This is a genomic window from Rathayibacter sp. PhB179, from assembly GCF_004345345.1.
GTDB lineage: Bacteria > Actinomycetota > Actinomycetes > Actinomycetales > Microbacteriaceae > Rathayibacter > Rathayibacter festucae.
The window spans coordinates 244,304-261,097 of record NZ_SLVD01000004.1 but is presented as its reverse complement, the minus strand read 5'-3'; the positions used below and the strand labels follow the sequence as shown (position 1 = coordinate 261,097).

Here is a 16,794-nt window from a genome sequence, read left to right as displayed (position 1 = left end):
CCGCACGGGTCACCCTCGGAAACCGCACCCGACGCGGAGAAGGGCGCGGGGCCAGCAGCCCCGCGCCCTTCCGTCGTCCCGTGCGTCAGCTCGCGGCGAGCGCGATCTCGTTCGGCGTGACCTCCAGCTCGGCGCTGGACAGCACCTTCCCGGTGGTCAGGTCGAGCGCGTGGACGCTCTTCGCGGCCGGGTCGGTGACATAGGCGATGTCACCGGCGACCGTGATGGCGGGGTGCGGGTCCTGCCACTCGACGGGGCTCTCCCAGGCGTCCACGACGGGGTACGAGTCGGTGATCTCCCCGGTCTCCGGCTCGATCACGTGGACCGCTCCGTCGGAGCCGATCAGGTAGGCGAGGTCGTCCGGGCCGCGCGCGACGCCGCGGAAGGTGTACTCGACACCCTCGGGCAGGTCTACGACGTCGAGGGTCTTCGCCTCGGTGTCGATCAGCGCGAGGCGGTGCAGGAGGTAGCCCTCGGCGTCCTGGTCGTCCTTGTAGTCGCCGACGATGATCGGGCTGGTCTCGCTGACCCAGGCGTTGCCCATCCGGCCGTACGGCTGGTCGGGCGCCTCGAGCTTGGTGATCTCGCCGCCGTCGTAGACGAGGGCGCCGTTCTCGCAGCCGAAGACCACGACCTCGTTCTCGGCCGTGCCCTCGCCGTGCACGCCGGGGCACTGGTCGTTCGTGGCGACCACGGCGCCCGCGGCGTCGCGCACCTCGATGCCGGTGCGGCCGTCGGCGGTGCCGACCGTGGTGAGGAAGGTGCCGTCCTCGAGGACGATCGACACCCCGTGGTGCGCCTGGACGCCCGGGATGGTCTCGACCTCGGGCACGCCCTCGGCGTCGGCCAGGTCCGCGGTCTCGATGACCGTCGTGTCGCTGGTCCCGTCGGCGTAGAGGATCGTCTTGCCGCCGTGGCGGACGACGTGCCCGGGGGTGTCGGCGGCGAAGACGACGTCGGTGAGCTCGGGCTCGCCGTCGGTGCCGGCGGCGGTGTCGAGGAGCTGGAAGCCCTCGCTCATGGTGACCATGACGTGCCGGCCGTCGCCCGCCGGGTTCAGGCGGGTGAACTCCTCGGAGTCCAGGTCGGCCACGGTCTCGAGAGTCTCGCCGTCGAGGACGAGGATGCCGCCCTCGTAGGCGACGGCGAGCCGGGTGCCGGCCGCGTCAGGTGCGGCGACGGCGGTCGGATCGGCCGCGGGGGCACTGCTCGAGGAGCAGGCCGCGAGGGTCGCGATCGCGCCGAGGGCGAGGAGGCCGAGGCCGGCTCGGCGGAGGGGCGCTCGCCGAAGCGGCGCTCGGCGGAAGGGGCTGGTGCGCATGGGGATGTGGTTCTCCTGGTGCTGGTCGTGGGCGCTCACGGTGAGAGCCCGGTGGCGATGCGCTGCGTGTTCACGCGCATCATGCTGAGGTAGTCGGGAGCGCCGCCCTCGGGTCCCGTGAGGGACTCCGTGAACAGCTCGACCACCTCGACGCGGATGTCGGCCTCGCTCGCGAGCGCCTGGACCAGGCGGTCGGGAGACGAGGACTCCGCGAAGATCGTGGGGACGCCGGTCTCCTCGACCGCCTCGACGAGGTCGGCGAGGTCGGAGGCGGACGGCGCCGCGAGGGTCGTGCCGCCGGGGATCACCGCGCCGACGACGTCGAAGTCGAAGCGGTCGGCGAGGTAGCCGAAGACGTGGTGGTTGGTGACGAGGGCGCGGCGCTCCTCCGGGATCGCAGCGAAGGCGGCCGTCATCTCGGCGTCGAGCGCCTCGAGCTCGGCGCGGTACTCGGCGGCGCTGCGCTCGAGGGACGCGGGGTCCGCGCCGTCGAGGTCGGCCAGCACCGGCGCGAGCGCGTCGACGACGGCGATCATCCGGGCCGGGTCGGTCCAGAAGTGCGAGTCGGGGCTGCCCTCGGCGTCGCCCTCGGAGTAGTCGAGCACGTCGATCGCGTCGCCGGCGACGAAGGCCGGCACGTCCTCGGCGGCCGCGGCGTCGAGGTGCTGCTGCAGCCCCTCCTCCAGGCCCAGGCCGTTGGAGACGACCAGGTCGGCCGAGCGCAGCCGCGCCGCCTCCTGCGCGGAGATCTCGAAGGAGTGCGGGTCGGCGTTCGGCTTCATCAGCGTCACGACCTCGGCCTCCTCGCCGACCAGGCGCTCGACGACGTCGCCGAGGATGTTGGTCGAGACGATCACCAGCGGGCGGTCGTCGGCACCGGCCGAGCAGCCGGTGAGAGCGAGCAGCGCGACGGCGGCCGCGGCGAGAGGTGCGCGGAGTCGTCGGCGTCGCATGCTCAGCGTCCCGTCTCGGCGGTGAACGCCGGCTCGGTCGCCGTGTCGAAGCTGCGCGCGAGGCGGGCGTCGTCGGCGTAGTCGATCTCGTGCAGGCGCCGCTCGGCGGGGGCGCTGAGGTAGGCGCGCTGCTGGTCGGCGACGAGCGTCGGGGCGAGGCCCGCGGCGAGCGACTCGGCCGCGAGGGGCTCCGTCTGCGCGAGCACCGCACCGTCCGCGCCGTCGAGCACGAGCACCCGGCCGTCCTGCGCGAGCGCGAGCACGTGGTCGTCCTCGTCGTCGACGGCGGACACCTGCGCCAGCGGCGCGGGGGCGGGGAGCAGCGACCAGGAGCGGGCCCGGGTGTCGAGCAGCCAGATCCCCTCGCCGCCGGCGAGCCCGGCGACGGTCGGCCGGCCCTCGCGGTTCGCGAAGCCCGTCGCGGCGGGCGCGGTCGTGCCCTCGGGGTTGGGGATCCGCTCGACGACGAGCTCCTCGCCGTCGACGGTGGCGAGCAGCGCGCCGTCCGCGCAGCCGATCACCGCGCCGACGCGGGTCGTGATCGTCCCCGTGGGCTGCGGGCACGCCTCGACGAGGCCCGTGCGCTCGCCGTCGGCCGAGTGCCCGACGACCGACGCCGACTCCCCCGCACCCTCGGTGACGAGCGCGAACGAGCCGACCGGGACGACCATCCCGGGCCCCGGCTCCCCGTCCAGGCGGAACGACTCGACGATCTCGCCCTTCGACAGCGCCTCGGTGTCGAGGAGCACCGCCTCGCCCGACTCCGGGAAGAACAGCCCGGTGCCGCCGGAGGTCGACAGGTTCGTGGTGGCGACGACCGCCTCCCCCTCACCCGCGACGGTGCCGAGCAGCGCCGGCTCGGCGCGGTAGTAGTGGAAGTGGTCGACGTGGTCCCAGGTCCAGACGCCGCTGTCGACGATCTCGACCCCGGCGGCGGTCTGAGCGAAGAGGTAGCGGCCGTCGGTCGTCAGCGCGGACGGGGCGCCGACCGTGCCGAGCTCGGCGACGCTCTCGTCCAGGAGGTCGAGGTGCGAGACGGCGCCGGCCGGGTCGATCCAGGTGAGGCCGAGGGCGGGCTCGGCGAGCTCCGCGGCTCCCGAGATCGCGCCGTGACCCTCGCCGGTCGCGTCGTCCACCGGCGGGGCGGCGGGGTCGGCGGAGCAGGCCGCGAGGGCGAGGGCGCCCAGGAGGAGCGCCGGGGCGGTGCGGAGGGAGCGGATGGAGCGGGAGAGCACGGGGTCCTTTCGGAGGGGGGACGAGGGTCAGGCGGGGACGGCGACCCGGCGCGGACGGCGCGACACGGTCATCGCCCGCAGCGCCCAGGACAGTCCGGAGACGGCGAGGGCGGTGGCGGCGACGGAGGCGCCCGCGGCGGTCGCCGCGTACCAGGAGACGAGCAGCCCGACGAGCACGGAGAGCACGCCGAGCACGGCGGCGAGCGCCATCCGGGTCGGGATCCGCGTCGTCCAGTGACCCGCGGCGACGGCGGGTGCGAGGAGCAGCCCGACGACCAGGAGCGAGCCGACGGCCTGGTACGAGGCGACGACCGCGAGGGTCACCAGCCCGACCAGCGCGGCCTGGGCCGAGCGCGGCCCGAGCCCGAGGACGGCGGCGATCCGCTGATCGAGCGCGAGCGCCACCAGCGACCGGTGGAACACCGCCGCCACCGCGAGCCCGACTCCGGCGGCGACGGCCAGCAGCACGAGATCGACCGGCGCGATGGCGAGGATGTCGCCGAACAGGATCGAGGTCGCGTCGGTCGCGAAGCTGCCGGAGTGGCTGATGATGATCACGCCCAGCGCGAGCATCGAGACGAAGAGCATGCCGATGCTCGTGTCGTACGACAGCCGGCCCCGACGCTGCAGCGCGGCGATGCCGAGACTCATCGCGACGGCGCTCGCCGCCCCGCCGACCAGCACGGGCGCGCCGAGCACGGTCGCCAGCGCGACGCCGGGGAGCATCCCGTGGGCGAGCGCCTCGCCGAGGAACGCCATGCCGCGGATCACGACCCAGGTCCCGACGACGCCGCACAGGACGGCGACGAGGGCGCCGCCGGCGAGGGCGCGCTGGAGGAAGTCGAGCGCGAACGGCTCGAGGATCCCGGAGAGGAGGGCAGGCATGGTGCCCGACCGTAACGGATAATGAGAACGATTATCAAACTGGTACGCTCGGGGCCGTGTCCAGCAGTCAGCAGCCCTCCTCCCGCGTCGGCCTCCGCGGAGTCGGCGTCGACTTCGGCGAGCGGACCGCGCTGGACGGCGTCGATCTCGACGTGCCGCCGGGCACGCTCACCGTCATTGCGGGGCCGAACGGCGCGGGCAAGTCGACGCTGCTCGAGGTGATCGCCGGCACCCGGCAGCCCTCCCGGGGAGTGCGCACGGTCTCGTCCGCGGTCGCCTTCGTCCCCCAGCGCACCGCCGTCTCGGACCGCCTCCCCGTCACCGTCCGCGACGTCGTGACGGTCGGCGTCTGGGGGCGCACCGGTCGCTGGCGCCGGGTCGGCGCGGACCTGCGCGCGGTGGTCGCCGCGGCGATGGAGCGGCTCGAGATCTCCGCACTCGCGGCCGAGCCGTTCGCCGTGCTGTCCGGCGGGCAGCGGCAGCGGACGCTGCTGGCGCAGGGGCTGGCGCGCGGCGCCGACCTGCTCCTCCTGGACGAACCCACGACCGGACTCGATGCGGCGAGCGCCGAGCGCATCCGCGAGATCCTGCGCGCCGAGGCGGGGCGCGGCGTCGCCGTCGTCTGCGTCTCGCACGACCCGGCCGTGATCGCGCTCGCCGACCGCGTCGTCTCGCTGGCCGACGGGCGGCTGCGGGGCGAGGGCGCCCTCGCCCGCTGAGGCTCACGGCGGGTCTCGATACGCCCCTGCGGGGCTACTCGACCAGCAAGGAAGAGGCCACTCGACCGGCAGGCCGCGCGACGCATGCACGTCTGCTTGGATGAGCAGATGACCTGGAGGCGCCGATGACCGAGGATCTCGAACCCGCGGCTGAGCTCTTCAAGGTGCTCTCCTCCTCCTCACGGCTGCGCCTGCTCCGCGCCCTGGCGAGCGAGCGGTCGACCGTCGGGCATCTCGCGGAGACCACCGGGCTCTCGCAGCCCCTGGTCTCGCAGCACCTGCGCACCCTCCGAGCGGCCGGCCTGGTCGCCGTCGAGCGGATCGGGCGCGAGGCGCACTACTCCGTCGCCGACACCCACGTCAGCCACATCGTCGACGACGCGGTCCGGCACGCCCTCGAGGGCTGACCGCGGCCACCGCCCTCGAGGGCGCCCCGAAGGCCTCAGCCCTGGCGCGCCTTGAACCGCGGGTTGAGCTTGTTGATGACGAAGACCCGGCCGCGGCGGCGCACCACCTGCGACCCCGGCATCGACTTCATGGACTTCAGCGAGTTGCGGACCTTCACGAGTGCTCCTTCTAGTTGATAACGATTATCGTTTAGAGTAGCTCGCCATGGACACTCCGCGCTCACTGCCCCGACCACCCGTCCTCGCCGTCACGCTGGTGAGCGCGACCGACGCCGCCGACAGCGCCCGGATCGCGCGGCAGCTGTCCGGCGGAGTCACGTCCGTCGAGAGCGTCGCCGTCGACCTCCCGGACTCGGACAGCGCGGAGTTCGCGGCGGAGCTGGCCGCCGAGCTGGCCCGCCAGGCGGACGACGGCGAGAGCGGCATCACCGCGATCTCGCTCGACCCGGTCGCCGACCCGATGGAGGTCGCCCTCGTCCTCGAGCACCTCTGCGTCCGGCGGCACCCCGGCGACACCCGGATCGGCGTCCTCGACGTCGTCGCCGTCACCTCGGTCGACGAGGTGACCCGGGTCCTGCTCGGCGAGGGCGCCGAGGACCTAGGGCCTCAGCAGTGGGACCGCGCCGAGCGGCTCGCGGCGCGCCTCGAGTTCGCCGGCCTGATCGTCCTGACCGACGGCGACGGCGCGGGAGCCTCGCCCGCCGTCGACCTGCTGCGGGTGCTCTCGCCCGGGGCGGAGATCCTCACCGAGCGCGACCTCGACCGCTACCGGCAGCGCCGCGCCGTCCTCACCCCGCAGCGCGCGCACCGCCTCGCCTCGGACCTGGGCTGGCAGCGGGCCCTCCGCGGCGTCTCGAGCGACGCGGGATCGGTGACCACGTTCGTCTTCCGCGATCCGCTGCCGTTCCACCCCGGCCGCCTGAACACGGCCGTCGCCGACGAGTTCGTCGCGCACCGCGTCGGCCGGATCCTCCGCTCGCGCGGTCTGGTCCGGCTCGCCAGCCGCGCCGATCGGGTCGCAAGCTGGTCGATCGCCGGCGACGTCCTGAGCCTCGACCCGACGGCGATCCGCAGCTGGAGCACCGACGCGCCCGTCGGCCAGGAGATCGTCTTCCTCGGCCGCGACCTCGACGTCGACGAGCTCACCCGCGTCCTGCACGGCTGCCTGCTCACGCCGCGCGAGCTCCTCGCCGGCCCGGACCTCTGGCGCACCCTCGCCGACCCGTTCCCCCGCTGGGAGGACGAGCACCAGCACTGAGCAGCCGGAGCGCGCGCCAGGCGCGACTGGACGCGCAACGGGCTCCGCTACCGCCGCAGACCCCGGCACGCCTCCACTCGAAGGGCTGCGAGCGCGCGACCGGACGCGAACGGGGCGCTGCGACCGGGTCAGGCCCCGGTCCGGGTCCACTCGTGCGGCTCCGCCCGCGGATCAGCCCGCGTACGCGTCGATCCGCGCCAGCAGCTCCGCCTTCGACGCGTCGGACGCCCAGGACCCCAGCACCGAGTTGCGCGCCAGCTGCACCAGCTCGTCGCGGGTGAAGCCCGCGTCGGCGAGCGCCGCGTAGTTGTCGGCGATGTAGCCGCCGAAGTAGGCCGGGTCGTCGGAGTTGACCGTCACCCGCACGCCGCGCTCGAGCAGCGCGCGCATCTCGGGCGCCTTCGAGTCGCTCGAGACGAAGGAGTTGGAGAGCGGGCAGCAGGTCAGCGCGAGACCGCGGTCCACCAGGACGTCGATCAGCTCGGGCGCCTCGACGATGTTCGTGCCGTGGTCGATCCGGTCCACGCCGATCTCCTCGAGCACCTGGCGCAGGTGCTCGACGCCGTTCGGCTGGTCGACGTCGCAGTGCATCGTCAGCTTCAGCCCGGCCTCGCGGGCCCGCGCGAAGACCTCGCGGAACTTCGCCGGCGGGTTGCCGCGCTCGTCCGAGTCCAGGCCCACGCCGATCAGGCGGTCGGCGAACGGCAGTGCGCGCTCGAGCGTCTCCGCCGCGCTCTCGGCCGACAGGTCGCGGAGGAAGCAGAGGATCAGCGCGGCGTCCACGCCCAGCTGCGCGGCGTCCTGCGCGGCGCGGTGGTAGCCGCCGATCACCGCCTCGAACGGCACGCCGCGCGAGGTGTGCGCCTGCGGATCGAAGAACGCCTCGACGCGGACGACCCCGTCCGCCGCGGCCCGGCGGAAGTACGCCGTCGCGAGGTCGTAGAAGTCCTGCTCCTCGCGCAGCACGTCCATCGCCGGGTAGTAGACGGCGAGGAAGGAGGCGAGCGAGTCGAAGTCGTAGGCGAGCGCCTCGGGCACGGGCAGGCCGTTGCGCTCGGCCAACTGCGCGCGCAGCTCGGGCTCGAGCGTCCCCTCCAGGTGCACGTGCAGCTCGACCTTGGGCAGACCGAGGAGGAAGGAGTCGGAGGTCACGGGAGCCTTTCGTCGGTGCCGGCGGTGGTGCGTGCGGTGGTGCGTGCGGTCGGGAGCGGAGAGCAGGATCAGGGACGCGCCGCGATGAAGTCCAGCGCCACGAGCGGCCCCGGCAGCACCGCGCCGATCACGGTGCGGGCCGGCGGATCGACGGCGAACCGCGCTCCGTAGACCTCGGAGGCGGCCGCGAAGTCGCGCTCGAAGTCGCTGAGGATCATCGTGACCCGCACCACGTCGCCGAGGCCCAGACCGAACTCCGTGGCGAGCAGCCGCTCGATGTTGTCGAGGGCCGCGGCGGTCTGCGCGGTGATCCCCTCCGGGACCGTGCCCTCCGGCACCGAGCCGTCGCCGGGCGCGAACGGCCCGATCGCCGAGCCGTAGACGACGCCGTGCGCCTCGACGGCGTGGCTGTACGCGCCACGGGGGGCGCCGAGCGCCTCCGCGGTCACGAAGCGGCGGGTCGCGGTGGCGGTCATCGCGGCAGCTCCCCCGAGACGACGCGGCCGCGCGAGACGACGGCGACGATGCTCTCGGCGCGCAGGTCGTCGATGCTCTCCCACGGGCGGCCGCGCAGCACGACGAAGTCCGCGCCGAAACCGGGTGAAAGCCGGCCGACCTTCGCCCCGAGTCCGACGACCGCCGCGGCGTCCGAGGTCGCGGAGATCAGGGCCCGCTCGGAGCTCCAGCCGAAGGACTCGCGCATCCGCCGCACCTCGTCGAGCTGCTCGCCCCAGTCCACGTAGACGCCGTTCGCGTCGGTGCCGAGCACGAAGCGCACGCCCGCCTGGCCCGCGGCGAGGAAGCCCGCGTCGCGCACGGCGACCACGTCCTGCGCCTTGAGCGACGCCTCCGGCGACGACGGCGCCCGGCCGGCCGCGATCACGTCGTTGATGAAGAGGGTCGGCGCGACGGGCAGGTTCCGCTCGACGAGCGTGGCCCAGTGCTGCGGGCCGATCGCGGTGCCGTGCTCGATCGAATCGACGCCGAGCGCGAGGGCCCGGTCGAGGCCGACCTCCGAGTGGGTGTGCGCCGCGACGGGCATCCCGAGCGCGTGCGCCTCGTCGATGGTCGCGGCGATCTCCTCGTCGGTCTGGTTCCGCCAGCCGACCTTGTCGCCCATCGAGAGCACGCCGCCGCTGGTGTAGATCTTGATGCCGTCCGCACCGGCCCGCGCCCAGGTGCGCACCAGGCGGCGGCACTCGTCGGGGCTGTCGGCGACGCGGTCGCGGTGCGGGTAGTGCGGCGGCACGAAGAGGTCGCCGTGGCCGGCGGTCATGCCGACCGCGCCGTGCGTGACGATCCGCGGACCCTCCGCGATGCCCTGCTCGAACATCCGCGCCACGGTCATCTGCAGCTCGTCCGCGCCGAGGTCGCGCAGCGTGGTGACTCCCGCCCGCGCGGCCTTCCGCGCGTTGTTCGCGATGTGGAAGACGCGCTCCTCGCGCGGGGTGACCAGCGGCCAGGAGGCGAAGTCGGCCGTGCCCGCGCCGGAGTAGGCGCCGAGGTGCACGTGGGTGTCGACGAGGCCGGGGATGATCGAGAACTCGCCCGATCCGCGCTCGCCGACCGGGCCGTCCGCCGGCTCGACGGAGGCGATCGCGTCGCCGCTCCAGGTCAGGGTCGCCGTGCCGAGGGCGCGGGTGCCGTCCCAGACGGCGCCGGTGATGCTCGTGGTGGTGCTCATGTCCGTCCTCAGTTCTGTCCGCCGAAGCGGACGGCTGCCAGTCTCTCGCCGATCGCGACGACCGCGTAGGCGACGACTCCCAGTGCCGTGATCACCGCGAGCGACGCCCACAGCTCGTCGTAGCGGAACCCGGCGGAGGCGCGCTGCACCGCACCGCCGAGCCCCTGCCCCGTCGCCAGCCACTCGGCCAGCATCGCGCCGCTCAGCGCGGAGGGCACCGCGACCTTGGCGGCCGCGAAGATCGCCGGCACCGCGGTCGGCAGCGCCACCTTGAGCAGCACGTCCAGCGGCGAGCCGCCGTAGACCGAGACCAGCTCGAAGGACTCGCGCGAGAGCGAGCGGAGGCCGAAGCCGACCGTGACCAGCGCGGGGAAGAAGACCGCGATCGCACCGACGGTGGCGACTGCGCCGATCCCGTTGCCGATCGCCAGGGTCACCAGCGGCGTCACCACGATCAGCGGCATCGACTTCAGCAGCATCGCGATCGGCATCACCGTCGCCTCGAGCGAGCGGATCAGCACGAACAGCACCGCGATCGCGAGGGCGACCAGCAGGCCCGCGACGTAGCCGACGAGCGCGTCGACGGCCGTCACGCCGAGGTTGCCGAAGACGATCGCACGGTTCTCCGCGGCGTCGGCCTCGACGAAGAGGTACTCGGCGACGTCGGTCGGCGTCTTGCCCAGCAGCGGCGAGATGTCGGTGATCGCGAGGAAGGCGTACCAGAACGCGAGCGCGAGGACCGCGGCGACGGCGAGCGGCACGAGCTCGCCGCGGACGATGCGCAGCACCATCCGGCCGGTGAGGTCGCTCGGGCGGCGGGCGGCGCGCGAGGAGGAGGAGGACGGGGAGGAGGAGGAGGTGCGGGTGGCGGTGCTCATACGACGCCTCCCGTGCCGCGGGCGACCTCGACGCGGGCGCGGCGGCGGTTCGCGCGCGGGCGGCCGACGACCAGCGGCATCAGCCAGCGGCCGAGCGCCGCGATCAGCGCGTAGCCGATGATCGTGACGAGTCCGCTGGTGACGGCGAAGGCCCAGGCCCGCTCGACGTCCATCTGCCGCTGCGCGACCGCGAGGGCGACGCCGAGGCCGGTGGTCACTCCGCCGAGGTACTCGCCGAGCACGGCGCCGAGGATGGCCGCCGGCACGCCGACCTGCAGCGCGGTGATCGTCGCGGGCACGGCCGCGATGGCCTGCACCTTGACGATCTTCGCCCAGCGGCCGCCGCGGTAGGCCGAGACGAGGTCGAGCGCGGTGCGCGGGGCCGAGCGGACGCCGAGCAGCGCGCCGATCAGCGTGGTGAAGAAGACGAGCAGCGCCGCGAGGAAGATCGAGGTGGTGCGGCCGCCGAAGATCACCAGGATCACCGGGCCGACCGCGGTCAGCGGCAGGCAGTGGCTGATCACGCCGATCTGCTCGATCACGCGGTGGGTCCACGGGAGCAGCAGCGCGACGGCGGCCAGCGCCAGCGCCGCGAGGTTGCCCCAGAGGTAGCCCTGGCCGGCGGCGAGCACGGTGTCGCCGACGTTGCGGAGGTAGAAGAGCGGCCCGTCGCGGACGAACGCGGCGATGATCGCGCCGGGGCTCGGCACGGCGCGGCTCTCGCGGTAGACGGTGTCGGCGAGGATCCACCAGACCGCCACGAAGACGGCGAGCCCGGCGAAGACGCGCCAGTTGGTGCGGATCCAGGGCGTCACGCCTCGTCCTCCATCGCGACGCCGTGCTGCGAGAACAGGATGTCGGTGATGCGGTCCTCGATCGCGTGGAACTCGGGACTGCGCAGCATCTCGACGGTCCGCGGGCGCGGCAGGTCGATGTCGATCACCTCGACGATCCGGCCGGGCCGCGGCGACATCACGGCGACCGTGTCCGAGAGCAGGATCGCCTCGGCGATGCCGTAGGTGACCATCAGCGTGGTCGCGGGGCGCGCGGTCCAGATCCGCTGCAGCTCCAGGTTGAGCCGCTGCCGGGTCATGTCGTCCAGGGCGCCGAACGGCTCGTCGAGCAGCAGCAGATCGGGCTGGACGACGAGCGCGCGGGCGATCGAGGCGCGCTGGCGCATGCCGCCGGAGAGCTGCGAGGGGTAGGCGTCCTCGAACCCGGTCAGCCCGACGAGGTCGAGCAGGTCCGGGATGCTGTCGCGCTTCGCCGCCTGCCGGGTCAGCTCCAGTGGCAGCCGGACGTTCGAGCGGACCGAGCGCCAGGGCAGGAGGGCCGAGTCCTGGAAGGCGATGCCGAGCTCGGCCGAGCGCTTGGTGCCGAGCACGGCGGTGCCGTGGATCGAGACGGAGCCGGTGGTCGGCTTCTCCAGCCCGGCCAGCATCCGCAGGATCGTCGACTTGCCGCAGCCGGAGGGGCCGAGCAGCGAGAGGAAGGAGCCGCGCGGAGTGACGAGGTCGACCTCGGCGAGGGCCTGCACCGAGCGGCTGCCCAGGTCGAAGCGCTTGCTCAGGCCCGACAGGCGGATGCCCTCGTCCTGGATGGTGGTCGCTTGCTCGGTCAACTGCTCGTCCTCTCCGCGCGGTCCGTGGTGGTCGTGGCCGGGTCCTCCGCAGGGCCCGGCCGGGTCGAGGGTCAGCCCTCGAGCAGCTCCGGGTGCTCCTCGTAGACCTCGTCGATCAGCGTGGTGTCGAAGAGCTCGTCGGCGTCGAGCTCGATGCCGGTGAGGGCGAGCGAGGCGACCGACTCGTCCTGCAGCTGCGGCGTGATGGTGAGCAGGCCGTTCGCGTCGGTGTCCGGGGTGCTGATCAGCTCGGTCTGGGTGACCATGACCTGCGCCTGCTCCTCGACCTTGTAGTTCTGGTCGGCGGCGTAGTCGGCGACCACGGTCGCGGCGGTCGCGTCCGGGTCGGCGACGGCGTCCTGCCAGCCGCGGGCGACCGCATAGAGCAGCGCCTTGACCTTCTCGCGGTCGTCGTCGATGCTCTCCTGCGCCACGACGATGGTCTCGCCGACCATCGGCAGGCCGGTGTCCGCGAGCAGGAACTGCTGCGCCGAGAAGCCGCGCTGGTTGAGCGTGTTGGCGCCGGCGGTCGCGTAGCCGATGTAGCCGTCGACCTGGCCGGTGGTGAGCAGCGTGGAGTCGGTGAGCGGCACGCGAGTGACGTCGTCCTCGTCGATCTCGTTCGCGGCGAGGAAGGCGCGCCAGACGAGGTCGTTGCTGTCGCTGACGCCGATGGTCTTGCCGACCATGTCCTCGGGGGTCTCGATCGGGGCGTCGGTCAGCGAGACGATCGCGAAGGGGTTCTTCTGGTAGGTCGCGCCGACGATCTTCATCTCGGCGCCCTCCGAGATCGCGGGGCCGGTGATCAGCGGCGAGGAGACGCCGGCGAAGGCGGAGCCGCTCGCGATGGCGGTCTCGGCGCCGGTCGCGCCGGTGCCGCCGGGGGTGAGGGTGACGGAGTCGAAGCCGGCGTCGGCGAAGTAGCCGTTCGCGTCGGCGAGGTACTCGCCCGCGAACTCGACGTGGGGGACCCAGGAGAGCTGCATCGTGGCCTCGCCGAACGAGCCGGCGTCACCGGACTCGGCGGCGTCGGAGCCGTTGGAGCAGGCGGCGAGCGTGGTGCCGGCCACGACAGCGACGGCGAGGACGCCGAGCACGGAGCGGAGGCGGGACCGGGACGGGGCGGTGCGGGGCATGCGGGCTCCAAGGGGCGTCGAGGGCGGGGGGTGGGGCGGACCCGATGGGGCGGACCCGGGGGAAGGCACGCGCCGAGGGGGCGGCGCTGACCCAGTCGACCGCAGCCGGGCACTCCACCGCGTCGTCGCACGGAGGATTTCCGCGCCGCGACGGCCCCGACTCCCCGATGCACGGACAAACCGTGTTGCAGTCAGGTTTCCAGCCTCGCATCCCGGCCGCCCCCTCCACGCATCGTGGAGTCTTCGACGCCGTTCTCCGGTGGCTCCTCCACTTTCCGCGGAGGGTCCTCTAGAGGAGAGCCGCCCTCTCTCTCTCACGCTGATCGAGTAGCCCGCGAAGCGGGCGTATCGAGATCCCCCAGCTCCAGACGAGCAGCCTGCAGACCACCCCGCTGACGACGCCGGGTCTCGATACGCCCCTCCGGGGCTCCTCGACCAGCAGGGGGTGCGCACAACATCAGCTGAGAGCAGGGTCCCTCCCCTGACAGCGGAGGCCACCCCTTCTCAGCTGATGTTCTGCAGCGCTCGAGCGCTCCCCACCGTTCGAGCGCCTCTCTGCTGATCGAGTAGCCCGCGCAGGGCGTATCACCCTCGCTGAGACCAGCGTCCGCCGACCAGCCCTGCTGGCGACGGTGGGTCTCGATACGCCCCTCCGGGGCTACTCGACCAGCATGCAAGGGCAGCCCGGCCCTGCCGATCGAGCATCCTGCACGGTGGGCCGGCCGATCATGCTGATCGAGTGGCCCGGGGAGCGGGCGTATCGAGATCCGCCGGCGCCGGACGTGGAGCCGTCAGCCGGCGGCGACGCGGCGCAGCGCCGCCAGCACGGTGCGGACCGCGGTGCGCGCCAGCGCGTCCGGGCGAGCCAGGACGTCGACGTGGCGGACGAGGCCGGCGCCCTCGAGCGGGCGGAGGACCATGCCGTCGACGGCGAGCGGCGCCGCGGTGATCCGGGGCAGGATCGCGATCGCGGCGCCGGACCGGACGACCTGCGCGGCGACCGAGAACTCGTTGATCCGGTGCGCGACCCGCGGGGCGCGGCCGATCAGCGCGCCGAGGTGCTCGAGCACGCCCGTGAGCGGGAAGCCCTCGTGCGTGGAGACCCACTGCTCGTCGGCGAGCTGCTCGGGCCGGATGCTCGACTGCGCGGCCAGCGGATGCGCGGCCGGCAGCGCGATGTCGAGCGGCTCGACGAGGAGCGGGGTGACGACCAGCCGGGCCCGCGGCCACTCCGGATCCTGCGGCAGCCGGTGCGCGACGACGAGGTCGTGGTCGGCGGTGAGCCCGGCGAAGCGGCTCTGCGCGACGTCCGCATCGGCGAGCGCCACTCGCGGGCCGTCGGCGAGCGCCGCGAGCAGCGGGCCGAAGAAGGCGAGCCCCGCGCTGTGGAACGCCGACACCCGCACCGCGCGATCGTCGTGCCGGAGGAACGAGCCGATGGTGTCCGCCGCCTCGGCGAGCGCCTCCTCCACCCGCGTCCCCGCGATCGCGAGCGCCTCGCCGGCCTCGGTGAGCACGAGCCGCCGCCCCTCCTTCACCGTCAGCGGCACTGGGACGCCCGCCTGCAGCGCGGCGAGCTGCTGCGAGACCGCGGAGGGGCTCACCCCGAGCGCGGCGGCGACGGCGGCCACGCTCCCGCGATCGCCGAGCTCGCGGAGCAGGCGGAGGCGGGCGGGATCCATGGGCGCGAGCCTAACCGGGAAGCGAGCGCTTCATCGTCGGTGAAGGAGCAGCCGGTCGCTCTTCCGCTTCCCGCCTGCGACGCTGTCCCCGTGCCCCTCCGCTCCCGCCCCGACCTCGCCGTCGACCTGCTGCTGCTCGCCGTCGCCGCCGTCTGGGGCGCGAGCTTCGTCGCCGCGAAGGACGTCGCCGCCGACATCGGCGTCCCCTCGACCGTCGCGCTGCGCTTCCTCACCGCCGCCGCCGCGCTCGCCCTGCTCTGCCTCGCCCGCCGCGAGCGCCTCCCCCGCGGGCGGGGGCTGGCCGTCGCCGCCCTCCTCGGCGCCTCGCAGGCCGCGATCATTGGGCTCGAGACCTGGGGCGTCCACCTCACCTCGGCCACCAACGCGGGCCTGCTGATCAGCCTCGCCCTGGTGCTCACCCCCGCGCTCGAGGGCCTCGCCTCGCGCTCCTGGCTGCCGCGCTCCTTCTTCGTCACCGCCGTCGCGGCCGTGGTCGGGGTGGCCCTGCTCGTCTCGGACGGCGGTCTGCGCACCCCGACCTGGGGTGACGCCCTCGTGCTCGCGGCGGCCGTGGTGCGCGCCGTGCACGTGACGGCCAGCGCCCGGCTCGTCCGCGGGCGCACGGAGGGCTCGCTCGGCGTGGTCCTGGTGCAGCTGGTCGTCTGCGCCGCCGTCTTCTCGCTGCTCGCCGGGCCGGACCTTCCCGCCGCCGCCCGGGCGCTGGACGCCGGCGGCTGGTCCGGCGTCCTCTTCCTCGGGCTGCTCTGCTCCGTCTTCGCCTTCGTGGTCCAGCTCTGGGCGGTCCGGCGCACCTCGGCGGCGCGCGCCAGCATCCTGATGGGCACCGAGCCGGTCTGGGCGCTGCTCGTCGGCGTCGTCGTGGCGGGCGAGGCGATCGGGCCGCTCGGGGCGGTCGGCGCCGCGCTGATCGTCGCCGCGGGCTACGCGGGCCAGGCGATCGAGCGCCGGCACCGGCTCGGCGCCACCCCGCCCGCAGACGACCGATCGGCCGACGCGGTCAGTGCGCCACGAGCTCCTGCAGCCCCGTGACCCGGAGCAGGTCGAGACGCGTCTGATCGGTCGAGCCGGGCGTCGCCGTGTAGATCACGATCCGCAGGTCGCCTCCCGGCACCGCGAGCACATCGCAGTCGATGGTGATCGGCCCGACCGGCGTCGAGGTGACGGTCTTCCGGCTGGAGCGGTGCTCGGCGACCCGGGCCACGGCCCAGCGCCGCTCGAAGTCGGGCGAGGTCGCCCGCAGCCGCGCCACCAGGTGCGCGAGCGCCGCGTCGTCCGGGTAGCGGCCCACCGCCGCGCGCAGATCCGCCGCGAGGTCGTTCGCGAAGTCCTCGGCGTGCTGGTCGTCGAACTCGGTGCCCTCGTGCCCCTGGGTGAAGTAGCGCCAGACCAGGTTGCGGTCCAGACCCGTGTGCCGCGAGGGATCGCCGTTCAGCGCCGCCCAGAGCGGGTTCCACAGCAGGATGTCGTGCGCGGCACTGAAGACGGCCAGCGGCACGTCGCCGCAGCGGTCGACGATCCGCTGCACCCCCGGGGTGATGTGCTGCGGCACCTGCGTCGCGGTCGGCGGCGCGACCCCCGCGACCCGGTAGAGGTGGTCGCGCTCCGCCTCCGTCACCCGCAGCGCGCAGGCCAGCGCGCCGAGCAGCTGCGCCGAGGGATGCACGGCCCGGCCCTGCTCGAGACGCACGATGTAGTCGACGCTCACACCCGCCAGCGCGGCGAGCTCCTCGCGGCGCAGGCCCGCGGTCCGGCGGCTCGGTCCGGCGGGCAAGCCCACCTCGGCGGGCGTCACGCGCTCGCGCCAGGAGCGGAGGACGTCCGCGAATTCGCTCATGCCCCCAT

The 16,794-nt window shown here is 73.9% G+C and carries 18 protein-coding genes; 4 read left to right on the top strand and 14 right to left on the bottom strand.

The annotated features are described in order from the left end of the window. Window positions 1-85: 85 nt before the first annotated feature. From aztD to aztB, 4 genes are read right to left on the bottom strand one after another with little or no spacing between them, the layout of a single operon-like run. Complete coding sequence (aztD, locus tag EDF43_RS10715) at window positions 86-1,360, bottom strand: zinc metallochaperone AztD (protein ID WP_243646279.1); 1,275 nt, start codon at window positions 1,358-1,360, stop codon at window positions 86-88. After that, on the bottom strand, window positions 1,357-2,274 hold the full coding sequence (gene aztC, locus EDF43_RS10710; protein WP_132436753.1) for a zinc ABC transporter substrate-binding protein AztC: 918 nt from the start codon (window positions 2,272-2,274) through the stop codon (window positions 1,357-1,359). The genes aztD and aztC overlap by 4 nt, the downstream gene beginning before the upstream one ends. Window positions 2,275-2,276: 2 nt before the next feature. Beyond that, window positions 2,277-3,509, bottom strand: a complete 1,233-nt coding sequence (locus EDF43_RS10705) for an ABC transporter (RefSeq protein ID WP_243646278.1) — start codon at window positions 3,507-3,509, stop codon at window positions 2,277-2,279. Between the two features lie 27 nt (window positions 3,510-3,536). Further along, a complete protein-coding gene (gene aztB / locus EDF43_RS10700; protein WP_132436751.1) occupies window positions 3,537-4,394 on the bottom strand; it encodes a zinc ABC transporter permease AztB in 858 nt (285 codons plus the stop codon). 56 nt (window positions 4,395-4,450) lie between these two features. On the opposite strand from aztB, the gene aztA reads away from it, so the two are divergent. Beyond that, window positions 4,451-5,113 carry a zinc ABC transporter ATP-binding protein AztA gene (gene aztA / locus EDF43_RS10695; protein WP_132436749.1) on the top strand — a complete coding sequence of 221 codons (663 nt, stop codon included), beginning with the start codon at window positions 4,451-4,453 and terminating at the stop codon, window positions 5,111-5,113. A gap of 125 nt (window positions 5,114-5,238) precedes the next feature. Further along, the gene (locus EDF43_RS10690) at window positions 5,239-5,520 is read left to right on the top strand and encodes a metalloregulator ArsR/SmtB family transcription factor (RefSeq protein ID WP_123446984.1); all 282 of its coding nucleotides are present in this window, start codon (window positions 5,239-5,241) and stop codon (window positions 5,518-5,520) included. Between the two features lie 35 nt (window positions 5,521-5,555). Here the strand turns inward: EDF43_RS10690 and ykgO are convergent, their stop codons facing one another. Next, window positions 5,556-5,678 (bottom strand): type B 50S ribosomal protein L36, encoded by a 123-nt coding sequence (ykgO, locus tag EDF43_RS10685; RefSeq protein ID WP_123446985.1) that lies wholly within the window; start codon window positions 5,676-5,678, stop codon window positions 5,556-5,558. A 47-nt stretch (window positions 5,679-5,725) separates the two neighbouring features. Here ykgO and EDF43_RS10680 point away from each other — a divergent pair, with 47 nt between their 5' ends. Next, on the top strand, window positions 5,726-6,778 hold the full coding sequence (locus EDF43_RS10680; protein ID WP_132436747.1) for a GTP-binding protein: 1,053 nt from the start codon (window positions 5,726-5,728) through the stop codon (window positions 6,776-6,778). A gap of 171 nt (window positions 6,779-6,949) precedes the next feature. On the opposite strand, the gene add is transcribed toward EDF43_RS10680, so the two are convergent. The 8 genes from add to EDF43_RS10640 form a co-directional block, all read right to left on the bottom strand. Next, complete coding sequence (gene add / locus EDF43_RS10675) at window positions 6,950-7,930, bottom strand: adenosine deaminase (RefSeq protein WP_132436745.1); 981 nt, start codon at window positions 7,928-7,930, stop codon at window positions 6,950-6,952. Between the two features lie 68 nt (window positions 7,931-7,998). Next, entirely contained in the window at window positions 7,999-8,406 is a 408-nt protein-coding gene (locus tag EDF43_RS10670; RefSeq protein WP_132436743.1) for a RidA family protein, read from the bottom strand. After that, window positions 8,403-9,614, bottom strand: a complete 1,212-nt coding sequence (locus EDF43_RS10665; RefSeq protein WP_132436741.1) for an amidohydrolase family protein — start codon at window positions 9,612-9,614, stop codon at window positions 8,403-8,405. The genes EDF43_RS10670 and EDF43_RS10665 overlap by 4 nt, the downstream gene beginning before the upstream one ends. 8 nt (window positions 9,615-9,622) lie before the next feature. Beyond that, window positions 9,623-10,492: an ABC transporter permease subunit gene (locus tag EDF43_RS10660; RefSeq protein ID WP_132436739.1), complete on the bottom strand. Its 870-nt coding sequence runs from the start codon at window positions 10,490-10,492 to the stop codon at window positions 9,623-9,625. Beyond that, window positions 10,489-11,307: an ABC transporter permease subunit gene (locus EDF43_RS10655; protein ID WP_185020174.1), complete on the bottom strand. Its 819-nt coding sequence runs from the start codon at window positions 11,305-11,307 to the stop codon at window positions 10,489-10,491. Before EDF43_RS10655 ends, EDF43_RS10660 begins: the two co-directional genes overlap by 4 nt. Then, window positions 11,304-12,113: an ABC transporter ATP-binding protein gene (locus tag EDF43_RS10650; protein ID WP_132436737.1), complete on the bottom strand. Its 810-nt coding sequence runs from the start codon at window positions 12,111-12,113 to the stop codon at window positions 11,304-11,306. Before EDF43_RS10650 ends, EDF43_RS10655 begins: the two co-directional genes overlap by 4 nt. Window positions 12,114-12,184: 71 nt before the next feature. Next, the gene (locus EDF43_RS10645; RefSeq protein WP_132436735.1) at window positions 12,185-13,249 is read right to left on the bottom strand and encodes an ABC transporter substrate-binding protein; all 1,065 of its coding nucleotides are present in this window, start codon (window positions 13,247-13,249) and stop codon (window positions 12,185-12,187) included. Window positions 13,250-14,040: 791 nt separating this feature from the next. Continuing rightward, complete coding sequence (locus EDF43_RS10640) at window positions 14,041-14,931, bottom strand: LysR family transcriptional regulator (RefSeq protein WP_132436733.1); 891 nt, start codon at window positions 14,929-14,931, stop codon at window positions 14,041-14,043. Window positions 14,932-15,021: 90 nt separating this feature from the next. On the opposite strand from EDF43_RS10640, the gene EDF43_RS10635 reads away from it, so the two are divergent. Continuing rightward, window positions 15,022-15,981 (top strand): DMT family transporter, encoded by a 960-nt coding sequence (locus tag EDF43_RS10635; RefSeq protein ID WP_132436731.1) that lies wholly within the window; start codon window positions 15,022-15,024, stop codon window positions 15,979-15,981. Here EDF43_RS10635 and EDF43_RS10630 read toward each other — a convergent pair. After that, entirely contained in the window at window positions 15,950-16,786 is an 837-nt protein-coding gene (locus tag EDF43_RS10630) for a helix-turn-helix transcriptional regulator (protein ID WP_123706385.1), read from the bottom strand. The genes EDF43_RS10635 and EDF43_RS10630 overlap by 32 nt on opposite strands. Between the last annotated feature and the right edge of the window lie 8 nt (window positions 16,787-16,794).